A 15,437-nucleotide genomic window follows, 5' to 3' on the forward strand; every position below is an offset into this window, starting at 1 on the left:
TTTGGGGGGAGAGTGTGCGGCATGAACCGCGCCCCAGCCTCCGCCCGCGCTCTCGCCCTGCCGCTTGCTGCCGCGGCCCGGATCGACTCGCTCGAATGGGCGCGGCGGATCATCGTGCTCGGATCGGCGGCGGCGCTGATCCTCGCCGGGCGCGCCTTCCCCTTCTGATCCGCCGAGCCGGCGTGCGGCCTGCCTAACTGCCCTGGCGCTTGCGCAGCCAGGCGTCCATTTCCGCGATCTCGGCCTCCTGCGCCGCGATCACCCGGCGGGCGAGATCGCGCGCCTGCTCGTCCTTGGCGTATTTCAATGCGACCTGCGACATCGCCACCGCGCCCCTGTGGTGGGCAAGCATTCCCTGCATGAAGGCGACGTCGGGGTCCGCCGGGATGTCGGCCATGCCTTCGTGCATCGTGTCGTTGGCCGCCTTGTAGGCCGCCTGCGCCTCGGTGAGCGGCGCGGCGGGCGTGGCCGCGCCCATGTCGTGCCCTTCGTGCCCCATGGCGGCGTGATCGGTTTCGGCGCCCTTGTCGGTGCCGCCCCCCGCACAGGCGGCGACGAGCAGCACGGCCGGCAGAATCGTGAGCGTTTTCTTCATGGAAAGGTCTCCTCCCAGATCGTGACGAGCGTGACGGCGTGGACCGCCGCGATGGCGAGATTGCTCACCACCACCGAATTGGTGAAGGATTCGACCGTGAAGGGGGTGGTGAGCTTGTAGACGATCTGCACCGCCAGCAGGCCGGCGACCATTGCAGTCACCGGCATGAGCAGCAGTGCGGCCGAGCTGATCAGCAGCGCCATGTAGATAGACAGCAGAATGCCGCGCGCCGGGGTGACCGGGCCATAAGCGGCAACCGTCCAGTTCGCCCGCGTGGCAAGGCCGACGCAGACCGGCACCAGCACGGCAATGTTGAGCGCCAGCGAGGCGAGGATCATGGGATGCATGTCAGTGCCTCAGATCGGGCGGCGTCCCTTCGGCCTTGAGCATCGCGATCGCCTCGGCGAGCGGCATCACCTTCTGGTGCTCGGCGCCCAGCGTGCGGACCGCGACAGTGCCTTCCTCAGCCTCGCGCTTGCCGACCACCAACAGGTGCGGGACCTTGGCGAGCGAGTGTTCGCGCACCTTGTAGTTGATCTTCTCGTTGCGGGTGTCGGTCTCGACTCGGATGCCCGCCGCCTTCAGCTGCGCCTCGACGTCATGGGCATAGCCGTCCGCGTCCGAAACGATGGTCGCCACCACCGCCTGCACCGGGGCGAGCCACGTCGGCAGCTTGCCGGCGAAATGCTCGATCAGGATGCCGATGAAGCGTTCGTAGCTCCCGAAGATCGCGCGGTGGAGCATCACCGGGCGGTGCTTCTCCCCGTCCTCGCCGACATAGCTCGCATCGAGCCGCTCGGGCAAAACCCGGTCCGACTGGATCGTGCCGACCTGCCAGGTGCGCCCGATTGCGTCGGTGAGGTGCCATTCGAGCTTGGGGGCATAGAAGGCACCCTCGCCGGGAAGCTCCTCCCATTCAAGGCCATTGGCGGTCAGCGCATCGCGCAATTCCTGCTCGGCCTTGTCCCAATCCGCCTCGCTGCCGAAGCGCTTTTCGGGGCGCAGGGCGAGCTTGATGTCATAGGTGAAGCCGAAGTCGCGGTAGACGCTATCGGCCAGAGCGATGAAGGCCTGCACCTCGGAGACGACCTGACCTTCCGTGCAGAAGATGTGCGCATCGTCCTGCGTGAACTGGCGCACGCGCATCAGCCCGTGGAGCGCGCCGTGGGGTTCGTTGCGGTGGCAGCAGCCCATCTCGGAGAGGCGGATGGGCAAGTCGCGGTAGGAGGTGATCCCCTGGCGGAAGACCATGACGTGCGCGGGGCAGTTCATCGGCTTGATCGCCATCCATGCCGCGTCATCCGCCACCTTGGGGGAGGCGACACCGCTCTCCTCGTCGACGTCGGGCACGATGTCCGGGACCGCGAACATATTCTGTGCATACTTCCCCCAGTGGCCGGATTGCGTCCACTGGCGCACGTCCATCAGCTGCGGTGTCTTGATCTCGCGGTAGCCCGCGCCGTCCATCTTGCGGCGCATATAGGCCTCGAGCTCGCGCCAGATGCGATAGCCCTTGGGGTGCCAGAAGACGCTCCCGTGGGCCTCCTCCTGCAGGTGGAACAGGTCCATCTCGCGGCCGAGTTTGCGATGGTCGCGCTTGGCGGCTTCCTCCAGCCGCATGAGGTGGGCCTGCAACTGCTTCTTGTTGAGCCAGCCGGTGCCGTAGATGCGCGTCAATTGCGCATTGCTCTGATCGCCGCGCCAATAGGCCCCCGCGACACGCATCAGCTTGAAGGCGTCGGGATCGAGCTTGCCGGTGGAGGGCAGGTGGGGCCCACGGCACATGTCGAGCCAGTCGCTCCCCGACCAGTAGACCGTCAGCTCCTCGCCCTCGGGCAGTTCCTTCGCCCACTCGGCCTTGAAGGTCTCGCCCTCGGACGACCACTTGGCGATCAGGTCCTCGCGGCTCCACACCTCGCGGCGCAGCGGCTTGTCGGCGCGGATGATCTCGCGCATCTTCGCCTCGATGGCGGGGAGATCGTCCATGCCGAAGGGCTCGCGCGTGTCGGGCGCCTTCACGTCGTAGTAGAAGCCGTCGTCGGTCGCCGGGCCGAAGGTGATCTGCGTGCCGGGCCACAGCGCCTGCACCGCCTCGGCCAGCACATGGGCATAGTCGTGGCGGGCGAGTTCGAGCGCATCGGCCTCGTCGCGGGCCGTCACCAGCGCGAGTTCGGCGTCACCCTCGAAGGGGCGGGCGAGGTCGCGCAGCTCGCCGTTGACCCGCGCAGCGAGCGCCGCCTTGGCGAGGCCCGGGCCGATCGCGGCGGCGACGTCCGCAGGGGTGCTCCCGGCGGGCATCTCGCGCACCGATCCGTCGGGCAGGCTGATCTTGAGCAGTTCGGTCATCGTCGCAGGTCCGTCTCGTTTGGGCGGCCCTTAAGGCAAAGGGTGACGCACCGGAAGAGCGGTGTTGTGTGCGAGAACCGGTCTGGGGAGAACACCGCGCCGCCCCGGACCGGGCGGCGGGCTGCCTGCTTATCGCGCGCGCCGCCGCCCCCGGATGGTCGTCCGGGTCGTGGTGGTGGTGCGGGTGGTGGCGAGCGAGCGTGCCATGCGCGGTGAGGTAGGCCTCCAACAGGAAAAAGTCACGCGCAAGTTGATGAAGTTGATGCAGCGGCGGGGTTACGCGAGGCATCAATGGAAAGCAAGCGAGGCATCAAACACTGAAGAAAGCAGCCCAGAGATGAGCGAGTCGGATACCAAGATCTAGATTTCCGAGGAGGTGATCGAGGCGGGCGCGGCCCCGCTGACGCGTGCTATCGGATTCTACCTCGAAAAGAGTATGTGGACAGCTCGCGATTCAAGTGCAGAGCTTTTAAGGGCTGCCCTGTTTGCTTCAGAACCTTGTAGTCTCGCCGAATGAATGTGAGTTCGGTGTATGCCATCTCGCACACATCGATCATTTCTTGTAGATGATCGATTGGTGTTGAGTATTTCGCGTTGAAAGTAACCGTTTGGCCGTTGTGGGGCGTCTTGGACACTTTCACGCTTCTGTCTTCGCGTTGGGCGCCTTCAGCATCGAAAGACCATCCGTCGTGGATGTATCTATTCCGCCTCGGGGCGATTTCGTTGATTATGACGTCCAATGCCTTGGTTGCGTCATCTCGCCAGTCGGAGTGGCTCACTTTAAGCAGGATCAGACGCTTGGCCGTTTCGCATCGCTTTGCGAGTTGGTCGTTCGCCAAGATGCAAGCGGTTGTTTTCTCGTCCACCCCCGATAGCTCTTGGACCAAGAGGGCTACGCCGTAGTCTAGCCGCGCTGTCGCAATGCAGAGATAGCCTATGGCCTTCGCAAAGTCGTCCGCACTTGGATGCGGCTCTTGAGGTGTCATGGAACACTCCGATCAGACAAAGAGGACGAGGCGCTGAAGCGCATGCTGCGCAATTCGCACCAGAAACACGAGCCGATCACCCCGTTGGGGCAGAAGCGGCGGGAATTGAAAAACGGAGCCGACCCGAAGGCCAGCCCCGCCAAAGGCTAGAACAGCGTGGGCTGGTGGTCAGCGCCCCGCTTCCCAGTCTTCACTTCGGACACCCGTCCTTGGTTCCAATCGAGATCGGCTGCGATGTCGTGCTGGAACTCGCCAGCGGCGAGCCTGCGTTTAACCTCGCAGTAGACTTCTGGAGAGTATGGTGCCCGCTCGGGGCGCTTGGGTCGTTCAACGATCATGGATTTATCCTTTCCATGTGACGACCGGACTTGACGAGGAATCCCCGGTGTGGGTATTCCCACCCCGTAGCGGGGATTATCCCGCTCCCACCCCCGGACAAACTTGGGTGGGAGTTGCCCCGAGAAGCCCCGGCGTTCGCACCGCCGGGGTTTTCGCTTTTCGGAACAATCACATTGTAGGAATCCACAGAGCGGGCAATGAGTCCAGCCACGTTTTGTTCTCGGGCTGACTCCGCTGGGGATAACGGCGCTAAAGCAACCACCTCTCGCGCTTCTCGCCAAAGTAGCGAGGCCGCTTCGGCCCAAGTGGCGAGGCGTTTACAGCCTTACATCGCCAGCTTGCCCGAACCCTTCGCGCTGGTGATCCGCTTGGTCCCCGCCAGCTGCGCCGCGCGTTGCTTCGCGCCGCCGGTGAAGCGGTATTCGGTCGCCACCGTCGCCGGGGTCAGCTCCACCAGCATATAGCCGCGCTGGGCGGTGTCGGCCCATTTCAGCTGGCTGTTCTCGGCCACCAGCGCCGCCGCAAGCGCATCGGGCTTGAGGAAATTGAGGTAGCTTTCGAAGCCGGGCGAGCTCACCGACTGGCCGGCGAACTCGACGCCGACCGGCTTGCCCTCGTGGGCGAGGTCGAAGGCCCAGGCGTTGTGGCTGTCGCCCGCCAGCACGACGAGATTGGCGTCGGCATCGAGCGCGGCCTTGAACACCCGCTCGCGCGCGGCGGGGTAGCCGTCCCAGGCGTCCATGTTGGAGGGCAGGCCGACCTTGCTCGCGGCGACCGCGGCCGTAAGGCGCTGGCGCACGAAATCAGGGAGGCCCCCGCCGATCCCCTCGGCAAAGGCGCGCGGCGTCTTGAGGTTGCCCATGTTCACCTGCTGGCAGAGCACCTGCCACTGGGTGCCCGACCGGGTCGAGGCGGCGAGGCCCTTGACGAGCCAGTCCTGCTGGGCCGCCCCGAGCAGTTGACGGTTCCGGTCTGCCCATTGCCCGTCGCGGAAGGCGGCGAGCGCGGCGTCGAGCGCCTGCGGATCGGTCTTCCCGGCCATCACGGCGGCAAGGCTGAACTGCTGCTCGCGCCCCTCGAGCCGGGTGTCGAGCTTGAACAGGGTGGCAAGATCGCCGATCTGGTAGGTGGCATAGGCCTCCTCGCCGACCGGCATCCATTCGCGGTAGGCGCGCTTGGCGGCGGCCTTGCGCACTGCCCAGTCGCCCTCGGTCGCCGGCTGGTGGTTCTCGGCCCCGCCGGTCCAGCTGTCGTTGGCGCTTTCGTGATCGTCCCAGCAGGAGATCATCGGCAGCACCTGGTGGAGGCGCTGGCAGTCCGGATCGGCGCGGTAGGTGGCGTAGCGTAGACGGTAGTCGGCAAGCGCGACGAGCTCGTTGGCGGGCTCCAGCACGCGGCCTTCGATGGTCTGGGTGGCCGAGGGGTAATTGCCGCGCGCATATTCGTAGATGTAGTCGCCGACATGCACCGCGAGATCGGCGTCGTTGGCGCTCGCCGCGTGGCCGTAGGCGTTGAACCAGCCGAAGCCGAAATTGGAGCAGGAGAACACCGCCAGCAGGAAGCGGCCGGTCTTGCCCTCCGGCAGGGTGCGGGTGCGCCCGATGGGCGAGGCGGTGCCGTCGGGCGCGAGGAAGCGGTAGAAATACCAGCGGTCGGGCGCGAGCCCGGTGGCGACGCCCTTGGCGCACCAGTCCCGGTCCGCCGATGCGGTGACGGAGCCTTCCGCCACGGGCCTGGCGAAGTTCTCGGTCTCGCTCACCTGCCAGGTCAGCGGTGTATCGGCATCGGCGACGTAGCGGGTCCAAAGCAGCACCGATTTCGCCGCCGGCTCGCCGCTGGCGACGGCGTGGGTGAAGCCCTTGCCGAAGCCGGTGGCGGCGGCAGGGGCAGCGGCGACGGCGGCGCCCGCGCCGGCGAGGGCGAACAGGCTGCGACGGGTGATGTTCGTGGGCGCGGGCTGGGCCGCAGGTTCGGTCTTGATCATGGGCAGGCGCCTATCCCTCTCCGATTGCGCTATGGTGACAATGCTTGCGCCGCCCCGCCGGCGCAAGGCATGAGGCGGCGATGAACGACATTCTGTACCACACCCTCTACGATGGCCGCCGCGTCGCCTTCCGCTATACCGACGGCGCGGGGCCGTGCTGCGTGTTCCTCCCCGGCTACATGTCCGACATGGGCGGCAGCAAGGCGAGCGCGCTGTTTGCCGAGGCGCAGGCGCAGGGCCGCGCCTGCCTGCTGCTCGACTATTCGGGCTGCGGCGCGAGCGACGGTGACTTCGCGGACGGGATGCTGTCGAAGTGGCGCGACGAGGTACTGGCGCTGGTCGCGAGCTATGTCAGCGGCCCGGTGCTGCTGGTCGGCTCGTCGATGGGCGGGTGGCTGATGCTGCTGGTTGCCGAGCACCTCAGGCACCGTCTCGCAGGCCTCGTCGGCATCGCCGCGGCGCCCGACTTCACCCAGTGGGGCTACACCGCCGAACAGCGCGCGCAGCTGGCGGCGGGGGAGACGATCCTCGAGCCCAACCCCTACGGCCCCGAGCCGACGCCCACCCATCCCGGCTTCTTCGCCGATGCCGAATGCCACTTGCGGCTCGGCCGGGAAATCGACCTCGCCTGCCCGGTGCGCCTGATCCACGGCAAGGCCGATACGGACGTGCCCTACGACATCTCGCTCCGCCTCAAGGCGGCGCTGCGGTCGGGCGACGTTCAGGTGACGCTGGTAGAGGACGGCGACCATCGCCTCTCGCGGGAGAGCGATATCGCCCTCCTCAAGGCCGTGGTGGCCGAATTCTACGGATAGAAGGCCCATGTCCCTGCTCCTCGCCCTGCTGATGCAAGTCGGACCCAACCCGCTGGCGGGGGGGATGCAGGGGGACGATCTGGTGCGCGACCGCCCGGTGCGGCGTGACGGCGTGGAGGCCGGGAACGCGGAGCTCACCAGCGCGTGGTTCGAGGGATGCCTCGCCCAGCTCGAGGAGGACCCGGCGCGGGCCAATGCCATGGCACAGATCCGCCGGTCCGAGACCACCGGCACCGACCGCGTGCTCGCCAACCTGTGCCTCGGCACCGCCGCGAGCCGCTTGGCGCTGTGGGACGACGCCCGCGCCGCCTTCGCCGCCGCCCGCGCCGAGACGCCCGAGGACGAGGTGCGCGCCCGCGCCCGCTTCGCCGCGCTCGCCGGCAACGCCGCCCTCGCCAGCGGTGATGCCGCCGGGGCCGAGGGGCTGCTGGCGCTGGCCGGGGCCGATGCGGCGCGAGCGAAATATCCGGTGCTCGAGGCCATCGCCGCGACCGACCGCGCCCGCGCGCTGGTCGCCCTCCAGCGCCCGGACGAGGCGCTCGCCGCGCTCGAGACCGCCACGACCCGCGCGCCGGACCGCCCCGAGGGCTGGCTCCTCAAGGCGACCTTGCTGCGCCGGCTTGAACGTCTCCCCGAGGCGCAGGCCGCGATCGAGCGGGCGGCGACGCTTGGACCCAGCGATCCGGCCACCGGGCTCGAGGCCGGGCTCATCGCGGTGCTCGGCGGGCGCGAGGCGGCGGCGCGGGCGAGCTGGCGTTCGGTGATCGACCTTGCCCCCGGCACGCCCGAGGCCGCCACCGCGCAGGGCTACCTTGCGCAACTGGGCGAGAATATCGACATGGGCAGCCCCGGCCCGGCCCAGCCGTCGCCGCCGCAGCAGCAGCAGCAGGAGCAGCCGCGATGACCCGTTTCGCCGTCCTCGATCTCGTCCCGGTGCGCGAAGGCGGCACGCTGGCCGAAGCCTTCGCCGCCACCGCCGATCTCGCCCGCGCCGCCGAACGCTTCGGGTGCGACCGGTTCTGGGTGGCCGAGCATCACGCGATGGACGGGATCGCGGGCGGGGCGACCTCGGTCGTGCTCGCCCATGTCGGCAACGCGACGCACCGCATCCGCATCGGATCGGGCGGGATCATGTTGCCCAACCACACCCCTTTCCAGATCGCCGAGCAGTTCGGCACCTTGGATGCCCTGTTTCCGGGGCGCATCGACCTCGGGCTCGGCCGCGCGCCGGGGGCGGGGCCGGAGCTCCAGCGGGCGCTCAGGAAGAACCTCCACCAGGCCGCAGAGTATTTCCCGCAGGACGTGGTCGAGTTGCGCGCGCTGCTGACCGGGGACCATGACCTGCCGATCAAGGCAACCCCCGGCTTCGGCGCGCAGGTTCAGCTGTGGATGCTCGGCTCGAGCCTGTTCGGCGCGCAGCTCGCCGCGAAGCTGGGCCTGCCCTACGCCTTCGCCGCGCACTTCGCCCCCGATCACCTCGACGCCGCGCTCGCGGTCTATCGCCGCGACTTCCAGCCCTCCGAGGCGCTGGCGCGGCCGCACGTGATGGTCGCGATGAACGTCTTCGCCGCCGAGACCGAGGCCGAGGCACGGCTCGTCGCCTCCTCGCAGCAGCAGAGCTTCGTGCGGCTGCGCACCGGTCAGCCGGGCAGGCTACCGCCGCCGGTCGCCGATTATGCCGACACCCTCCCGGCCAGCGCGCAGGCGATGCTCGCCCACCTGGGGCAAGCCGCCGCCGTCGGCACGCCGGCGCAGGTGCGCGAGGGCATTGCCGCCTTCGTGCGCCGCACCGGGGCCGACGAGATCATGCTGTGCGGCGCGACCTACGATCCCGAAGCGCGCATCCGCTCGCTCGAACTCACCATGGACGCCTGCCAGAGCGTCGCGGCGGCGTCATCCTAATCGATCATCGCGCTTGCGTGGCGAGGCAGAAAGCCTGTATCGCGCAAGACACGAATAGAACAATCCGGCACAACATAATTGCTTCAAGTCGAAGCCGGAACGCAGGTTGGACAGGAGCCTTCAATGGGGTCGAAACCCGTCGCCGCCGCGCCTTCGAAAGCGCTGATCAAGGCCTTGCGTCTGCAGCTGGAGGCGTCCCTCCTGCCCGGCGATGCGGCCACCGAGAAGAGCGTGCTGGACGAGGCGGCCGGCTACCTGCTCGCCGCCGGCGCGATTCGTGCGCCGGGACAGCCGGTGATCCAGCTGGAATCCGCCGGGGGGGAGCGCCGCCACCTCAGGATCGCGGTCATCAACGACGACCAGCCCTTCCTCGTCGATTCGATCGCCGCCACCATCGCCGCACAGGGCGTGGACATCGACCTGCTGCTTCACCCCGTTGTCCCCGTGGAGCGCGATGGCGGCGGCACGATCACCCGCCTCGGCAAGGACGGCGCGCGCGAATCGCTGATCTATATCGAGACCCCGCGCGTCGATGCGCGCCAGCGCCGCGAGCTTCTCGAGGCGCTCGAGACCACGCTCGGCGATGTCCACGCGGCGGTGGCGGACTGGCCGGGGATGCAGGCGGCGATCACCGCCGATGCCGAGGCGGCAGGTGCGCTCGACCCCGAGATGGGCGCATTGCTGGCGTGGCTCGGCGGCGGGATGCTGACCCAGCTGGGCCATCTCACCCGCCACCGCGACGGCACGATCGCCGATCGGCTCGGCATCTGCCGCGCCTCGGCGAACGACCTGCTCGCCGCCGTCAGCTACGAACGCGCCTTCGCCTGGTTCGACAGCGAGGAGGCCGCCGGGCGCGTGAGGCCGCTGCTGGCGATCAAGTCCAACGTCCAGTCGCGGGTCCACCGCGCAAGCCCGCTCGACCTGTTCATCGTGCCGGTGCGCAATAACGGGGCGATCACCGCGCTCTCGATCCACGCCGGCCTGTGGACCAGCGCGGCGATGAACGAGCGCCCGCACGAGGTGCCGGTGCTGCGCCGGATGGTGGACGAGCTGACCGCCAAGCTCGGCTTCGATCCGCACGGGCACAACGGCAAGGCGCTGGTGCACGCCTTCACCTCGCTGCCCAACGACCTGCTCACCGCCTTCGAGCCCGACCGTGTGGCCGAGCTCGTCACTGCCAAGATGGTGCTGATCGACCGTCCGCGCCCGCGCCTCATCATGGTGCGCGCCACGCTCGAGCGCCACGTCTTCGCCTTCGTGTGGCTGCCGCGCGACCAGCTGTCCACCGACGTCCGACTCCAGATCCAGGCGATGCTGCTGCGCACGTCCGGCGCGCAGCTGCTCGACTGGAGCCTGTCGGTCGAGAGCAGCACGCTCGCGCTGCTGCGCTTCCTGATCGACGTGCGCGCCTGCGACACCCTGCCCGACGATGCCGCCATCGAGGCCGAACTCTTCGACCTGCTGCGCGGCTGGAACGAGGCGGTCGCGACCCACCTCGCCGCCTTCGAGGAGGAAGGCCGTGCCGCCGCGCTCGCCGCGCGCTATGCCCCCGCTTTCCCGACCGGCTACCGCCTCGCCTATGGCCCCGAGGAGGCGGCGCGCGACATCGCCCGCCTGCGCAGCCTTGCGCTGGGCGAAGGGGAGGGCGAGCGGATCGAGCGGCTGGTGCGGCTCTACCGCCTGCCCGCCGACGGGCCGCAGACGCTCCGGCTCAAGGTCTATGTGCTGAAGGGCACGCTGGCGCTGTCCGATGCGGTCCCGGCGCTCGAGAATTTCGGCTTCCGGGTGCTCGCCGAAATGCCGACGCCGCTCGCCGATGCGTCGCTCGGCGCAATCGACGAGTTCCTGCTGAGCCTGCCCGCCGGGCGCGAGGCGGGTGCGCTGCTCGAACGCGCGGACGCGATCGAGGCGGCGCTCGCCGCGGTGCTCAACGGGCAGGCCGAGGACGATCCCTTCAACCGCCTCGTCGCCGCCGCCAGTCTCGCCCCGCGCGAGGCCAACTGGATGCGCGCGATCTACCGCTACCTGCGCCAGACGGGGGTGAGCTTCACCATCGGCACGGTGGTCGATGCGCTGGTGGCCGCGCCGCAGGTGACCCGTGCGATGGTCGAGCTGTTCAAGGCGCACCACGACCCCGCCTTCGCGGGCGACCGCGAGGAGGCGGCCGCCGCCGCGCAGAGCGCCTTCACCCGCGGCCTTGCCAAGGTCACCGCCAGCAACGACGACCGCCTGCTGCGCCTCTATCGCGCGGTGCTCGCCGCGGTGCTGCGCACCAACGCCTTCGCCCCGGCGTCCGAGGAGGCGCTCGCCTTCAAGCTCGATTCCGCGCTGGTGCCGGGCCTGCCCAAGCCCGTGCCGTGGCGCGAGATCTTCGTCTATTCGGCGCGCGTCGAGGGCATCCACCTGCGCTCGGGCGCGGTGGCGCGCGGGGGCCTTCGCTGGTCCGACCGGCGCGACGACTTCCGCACCGAGATCCTCGGCCTGATGAAGGCCCAGCGCGTCAAGAACGCGGTGATCGTGCCGACCGGGGCCAAGGGCGGGTTCTATCCCAAGCAGCTCCCCAACCCCGCGATCGACCGCGAGGGCTGGGCCGCCGAGGGCCGCGCGTCCTACGAGATTTTCATCCGCACCCTGCTGTCGCTCACCGACAACATCGTGGAGGGACGCGTGGTGCATCCCCACGGCGTCGAGGTGCTGGATGGCGAAGACCCCTATTTCGTGGTCGCCGCCGACAAGGGCACCGCGACCTTCTCCGACATTGCCAACGGCATCGCCCAATCGCGCGACTTCTGGCTCGACGACGCCTTCGCCAGCGGGGGCTCGAACGGCTACGACCACAAGGCGATGGGTATCACCGCGCGCGGCGCGTGGCTCAGCGTCCAGCGCCACTTCCGCGAGCTGGGCGTGGACGTGCAGAACGATCCCGTCACCGTGGTCGGCTGCGGCGATATGTCCGGCGACGTGTTCGGCAACGGGATGCTGCTGTCCAAGGCCCTGAAACTCGTCGCCGCCTTCGATCACCGGCACATCTTCATCGATCCCAGCCCCGATCCCGCAGCCAGCTGGCAGGAGCGGGCGCGGATGTTCGCGCTGCCGCGCTCGAGCTGGGACGATTACGACAAGGCGCTGATCTCCAAGGGCGGCGGGGTCTTCCCGCGCACCGCCAAGACGATCAAGCTGTCGAAGCAGGCGCGCGCGGTGCTCGGCATCGATGTGAAGGAGATCGAGCCCGAGGCGCTGATCACCGCGATCCTCAAGGCGCCGGTCGACCTGCTCTGGTTCGGCGGCATCGGCACCTACGTGAAGGCCCCGCAGGAGAACAACATCGCGGTCGGCGACCCCGCCAACGACGCGCTGCGGATCGACGGCACCGAGGTGCGCGCGCGGGTAATCGGGGAGGGTGCGAACCTCGGCGTGACCCAAGCCGGGCGCATCAGCTTCGCCCTGAACGGCGGCCGCATCAACACCGACTTCATCGACAATTCGGCCGGCGTCGATTGCTCGGACAACGAGGTCAACATCAAGATCGCGCTGGCCGCCGCCACCGCCAGCGGCAAGCTTACCGAGACAAAGCGCAACACGCTGCTGGCCAGCATGACCGACGAAGTCGCCACGCTGGTGCTCGAGGACAACCGCCTCCAGGCGCTCGCCCTGTCGATCGCCGAGAGTGGCGGGGCCGGGGCTATGCCGGCCTATGTGCGCCTGATCGAGCGGCTCGAGGAGGCGGGCGACCTCGATCGCCGCACCGAGGGTCTGGCCGACGGCGAGGCCCTGACCCGCCGTGCCGCCGACGGCGCCGGCCTGACCCGGCCCGAGCTCGCGGTGCTGCTGTCCTCGGCCAAGCTCGCGCTTCAGGACGCGATCGAGGGCAGCACGCTGCCCGACGACCCGGTGCTCGAGCCGCTGCTGCTCGCGCGCTTCCCCTCGGCGATGCGCAAGACCTATGCCGAGGAGATCCGCAATCACCGGCTGCGCCGCGAGATGATTGCGACCAGCCTTTCCAACCGCCTCGTCAACCGCATGGGCATGGTCCATCCCTTCGAGCTCGCCGAAGAGGAGGGCGTGGGCCTTGCCGAGGTCGCCGCAGCCTTTGTCGTCGCCGAACGCCTGTTCGGGCTCGATGCGCTGTGGCGCGACATCGAGACCGCCGACATCCCCGAGGCCGCGCGCCTCGCGCTGTTCGGCCGCCTCGCCGCGGCGGTCGGCAACCTGATGAGCGACGTGTTGCGCACCGCCGCCGGCAATGTCGCGGCAGGCGCGCTGATCGCAGCCTTGCAGAAGGACGTCGACACGCTGATCGCGGGCCGCGAGGAACTGCTCACCGACGAGCCGCGCGCCCGCTCGCGGGCGCTTCGCGACAGCTTCGTCGCGCTCGGCACGCCCGAGCCGCTGGCGGCGCGGGTCGCGGCGATGTTCGACTTCGACGGCGCGGTGGGCCTTGCGCAGGCCGCCGGGGCGACGGGGATCGAGCCGTGCTTGCTGACGCACGCCTTCACCGATGTCGGCACGCTCCTCGGCCTCGACTGGGCGCAGGGGACCGCCGCCTACATGACGCCCTCCGATGTCTGGGAGCGGCTGCTGGTCTCGGGCCTTGCGCGCGATATCCAGCAGATGCGCATCGAGTTTCTGCGCCGACAGATCGCGACGAAGGACGGCAAGGCCGATCCGCGCGGGGCGGTGGCGGCCTGGGCGGAGCGCAATGCCAGCGGCGTCGCGCAGTTCCGGGCGATGGTCGCCCGCGCGCAGGCGCGTCCCCCGGTCGGCGCGGCGATGCTCGCGCAGATCGCCAGCCAGGCGAGGAATTTGCTGGAGCGGTAAGGTCGCGGCCGCGGGCCGCGCGTGGCCGCTGGCGGGGCCCCCTCCCCCCAGCCCCCTCCCCGGCGGGGAGGGGGGGGCGGTCCTGCCAATCCGCGAGGTTGACCCTTGGGCCAAATCCGGCACACCAGGGGGCGAGGGTCTCGGCAAGGGCATGAAGACAGGATGACATCCACCACCGACACCGCCGACGTGGTCATCGTCGGCACCGGCCACGGCGGGGCGCAGGCGGCGATCGCGCTGCGCCAGCACGGCTTTGCCGGCTCGATCCTGATGATCGGCCGCGACCGTGCGCCGCCTTACGAGCGGCCGCCGCTGTCCAAGGAGTATCTTGCCGGGGACAAGGGCTTCGAGCGGATCATGATCCGGCCCGAGACCTTCTGGGCGGAGAAGGACATCGCCCTGCGGCTGGGTGCGGCCGTCACCGCGATCGACCCGGCGGCGCACCGCCTGACGCTGAACGACGGCGGCGAGGTCGGCTACGGCACGCTGATCTGGTCGGGCGGCGGCGATCCGCGCCGCCTGCCGGTCCCGGGCGCGGTGCTGCCGGGCGTCTTTTACGTGCGCGACAAGGGCGATGCCGACGCGATGATGCAGGCGCTGGCCGACGGGGCGAGGCGCGCGGTGGTGATCGGCGGCGGCTATATCGGGCTCGAGGCGGCCGCGGTGCTGCGGAAGCTCGGTTGCGCGGTGACGCTCGTCGAGATGCTCCCCCGCCTGCTCGCGCGGGTGGCGGGGGAGGAGCTGTCCGACTTCTACGCGGCCGAACACCGCCGCCAGGGCGTCGACGTGCGGCTTGCGACCGGCGTGCAGGCGGTGCTCGGGACGGAAAAGGTCACCGGCGTCCGGCTCGATGATGGCGAGGAAGTGCCCTGCGACATGGTGGTGGTCGGCATCGGCATCGTCCCTGCCGTCGGCCCGCTGATCGCCGCCGGCGCGGCGGGATCGAGCGGGGTCGACGTCGACGAATACTGCCGCACCACGCTCGAGGATGTCTACGCGATCGGCGATTGTGCCGCGCACGCCAACCCCTTCGCCGGCGGCGACGTGATCCGCCTCGAATCCGTGCAGAACGCCCACGACATGGCCAACACGGCGGCGAAGGCGATCATGGGCGAGGGCAGACCCTACCACGCGCTGCCGTGGTTCTGGTCGAACCAGTATGACCTCAAGCTGCAGACCGCAGGCCTCAGCATCGGCTTCGACGCGACGGTGCTGCGCGGCGATCCGGAGAGCCGCAAGTTCACGGTGGTCTATCTGAAGGAAGGCAGGCCCATCGCCTTCGACTGCGTGGGGACGATGAAGGACTATGTCCAGGCGCGCAAGCTGCTCGAGAGCGGCTGCGGGCGGATCGACCCGGCGCAGTTGGCAGATCCCGAGGTGGCGCTGAAGGATCTTGTCTAGCGTCTCCCCTCCCGCTTGCCGGAGGGGTTGGGCGCAGGCCTCGCACGTGGCCGCAGGCGGGGGAGCCCCCGAACCCCGATCCCTCCCCGCGGGGAGAGGGAGGGCAGCCCCCGGAGGTTTTCCAGAGACCGCACCGTCGCTTCGGCAACGACCGCATCGCGCTCGCGGGTCAGGGCCTCGCCTTGATCCGCCGACGCATCCTCTTGGCATCCTGGCTCTTCGGCGCGAACTTGCCTGCGGCTGCGCCGCCG

12 protein-coding genes are annotated in these 15,437 nt (G+C 69.2%); 7 read left to right on the forward strand and 5 right to left on the reverse strand.

Annotation, left to right across the window (positions count from 1 at the left end):
- Nucleotides 1–21 precede the first annotated feature (21 nt).
- The gene (locus OPU67_RS06205) at nt 22–168 is read left to right on the forward strand and encodes a hypothetical protein (protein ID WP_267618402.1); all 147 of its coding nucleotides are present in this window, start codon (nt 22–24) and stop codon (nt 166–168) included.
- A gap of 25 nt (nt 169–193) precedes the next feature.
- On the opposite strand, the gene OPU67_RS06210 is transcribed toward OPU67_RS06205, so the two are convergent.
- From OPU67_RS06210 to thrS, 3 genes are read right to left on the reverse strand one after another with little or no spacing between them, the layout of a single operon-like run.
- A complete protein-coding gene (locus OPU67_RS06210) occupies nt 194–595 on the reverse strand; it encodes a DUF305 domain-containing protein (RefSeq protein ID WP_267618404.1) in 402 nt (133 codons plus the stop codon).
- Nucleotides 592–942, reverse strand: coding sequence for a hypothetical protein (locus OPU67_RS06215; protein ID WP_267618406.1), 351 nt, complete (start codon nt 940–942; stop codon nt 592–594). Before OPU67_RS06215 ends, OPU67_RS06210 begins: the two co-directional genes overlap by 4 nt.
- 1 nt (nt 943) lies before the next feature.
- The gene (gene thrS / locus OPU67_RS06220) at nt 944–2,941 is read right to left on the reverse strand and encodes a threonine--tRNA ligase (RefSeq protein ID WP_267618408.1); all 1,998 of its coding nucleotides are present in this window, start codon (nt 2,939–2,941) and stop codon (nt 944–946) included.
- Nucleotides 2,942–3,095: 154 nt separating this feature from the next.
- On the opposite strand from thrS, the gene OPU67_RS06225 reads away from it, so the two are divergent.
- On the forward strand, nt 3,096–3,305 hold the full coding sequence (locus OPU67_RS06225; protein WP_267618410.1) for a hypothetical protein: 210 nt from the start codon (nt 3,096–3,098) through the stop codon (nt 3,303–3,305).
- 768 nt (nt 3,306–4,073) lie between these two features.
- Here OPU67_RS06225 and OPU67_RS06230 read toward each other — a convergent pair.
- Both OPU67_RS06230 and OPU67_RS06235 read right to left on the reverse strand, forming a co-directional pair.
- Nucleotides 4,074–4,265 carry a hypothetical protein gene (locus tag OPU67_RS06230; RefSeq protein WP_267618413.1) on the reverse strand — a complete coding sequence of 64 codons (192 nt, stop codon included), beginning with the start codon at nt 4,263–4,265 and terminating at the stop codon, nt 4,074–4,076.
- A gap of 326 nt (nt 4,266–4,591) precedes the next feature.
- Nucleotides 4,592–6,250, reverse strand: coding sequence for an alkaline phosphatase D family protein (locus OPU67_RS06235; protein WP_267618415.1), 1,659 nt, complete (start codon nt 6,248–6,250; stop codon nt 4,592–4,594).
- Between the two features lie 80 nt (nt 6,251–6,330).
- Between OPU67_RS06235 and OPU67_RS06240 the strand changes: the two genes are divergently transcribed.
- The 5 genes from OPU67_RS06240 (at nt 6,331) to OPU67_RS06260 (ending at nt 15,186) form a co-directional block, all read left to right on the forward strand.
- A complete protein-coding gene (locus OPU67_RS06240; RefSeq protein WP_267618416.1) occupies nt 6,331–7,065 on the forward strand; it encodes an alpha/beta hydrolase family protein in 735 nt (244 codons plus the stop codon).
- A gap of 7 nt (nt 7,066–7,072) precedes the next feature.
- Nucleotides 7,073–7,969: a tetratricopeptide repeat protein gene (locus OPU67_RS06245; RefSeq protein ID WP_267618417.1), complete on the forward strand. Its 897-nt coding sequence runs from the start codon at nt 7,073–7,075 to the stop codon at nt 7,967–7,969.
- The gene (locus OPU67_RS06250; protein WP_267618418.1) at nt 7,966–8,967 is read left to right on the forward strand and encodes an LLM class flavin-dependent oxidoreductase; all 1,002 of its coding nucleotides are present in this window, start codon (nt 7,966–7,968) and stop codon (nt 8,965–8,967) included. Before OPU67_RS06245 ends, OPU67_RS06250 begins: the two co-directional genes overlap by 4 nt.
- Before the next feature lie 123 nt (nt 8,968–9,090).
- Nucleotides 9,091–13,785, forward strand: coding sequence for an NAD-glutamate dehydrogenase (locus OPU67_RS06255; RefSeq protein ID WP_267618419.1), 4,695 nt, complete (start codon nt 9,091–9,093; stop codon nt 13,783–13,785).
- A gap of 162 nt (nt 13,786–13,947) precedes the next feature.
- Nucleotides 13,948–15,186: an NAD(P)/FAD-dependent oxidoreductase gene (locus OPU67_RS06260; RefSeq protein WP_267618420.1), complete on the forward strand. Its 1,239-nt coding sequence runs from the start codon at nt 13,948–13,950 to the stop codon at nt 15,184–15,186.
- The last annotated feature ends 251 nt before the right edge of the window (nt 15,187–15,437 follow it).

It is taken from the genome of Erythrobacter sp. WG (assembly GCF_026586795.1).
In the GTDB taxonomy this organism is placed as follows: Bacteria; Pseudomonadota; Alphaproteobacteria; order Sphingomonadales; family Sphingomonadaceae; genus Erythrobacter.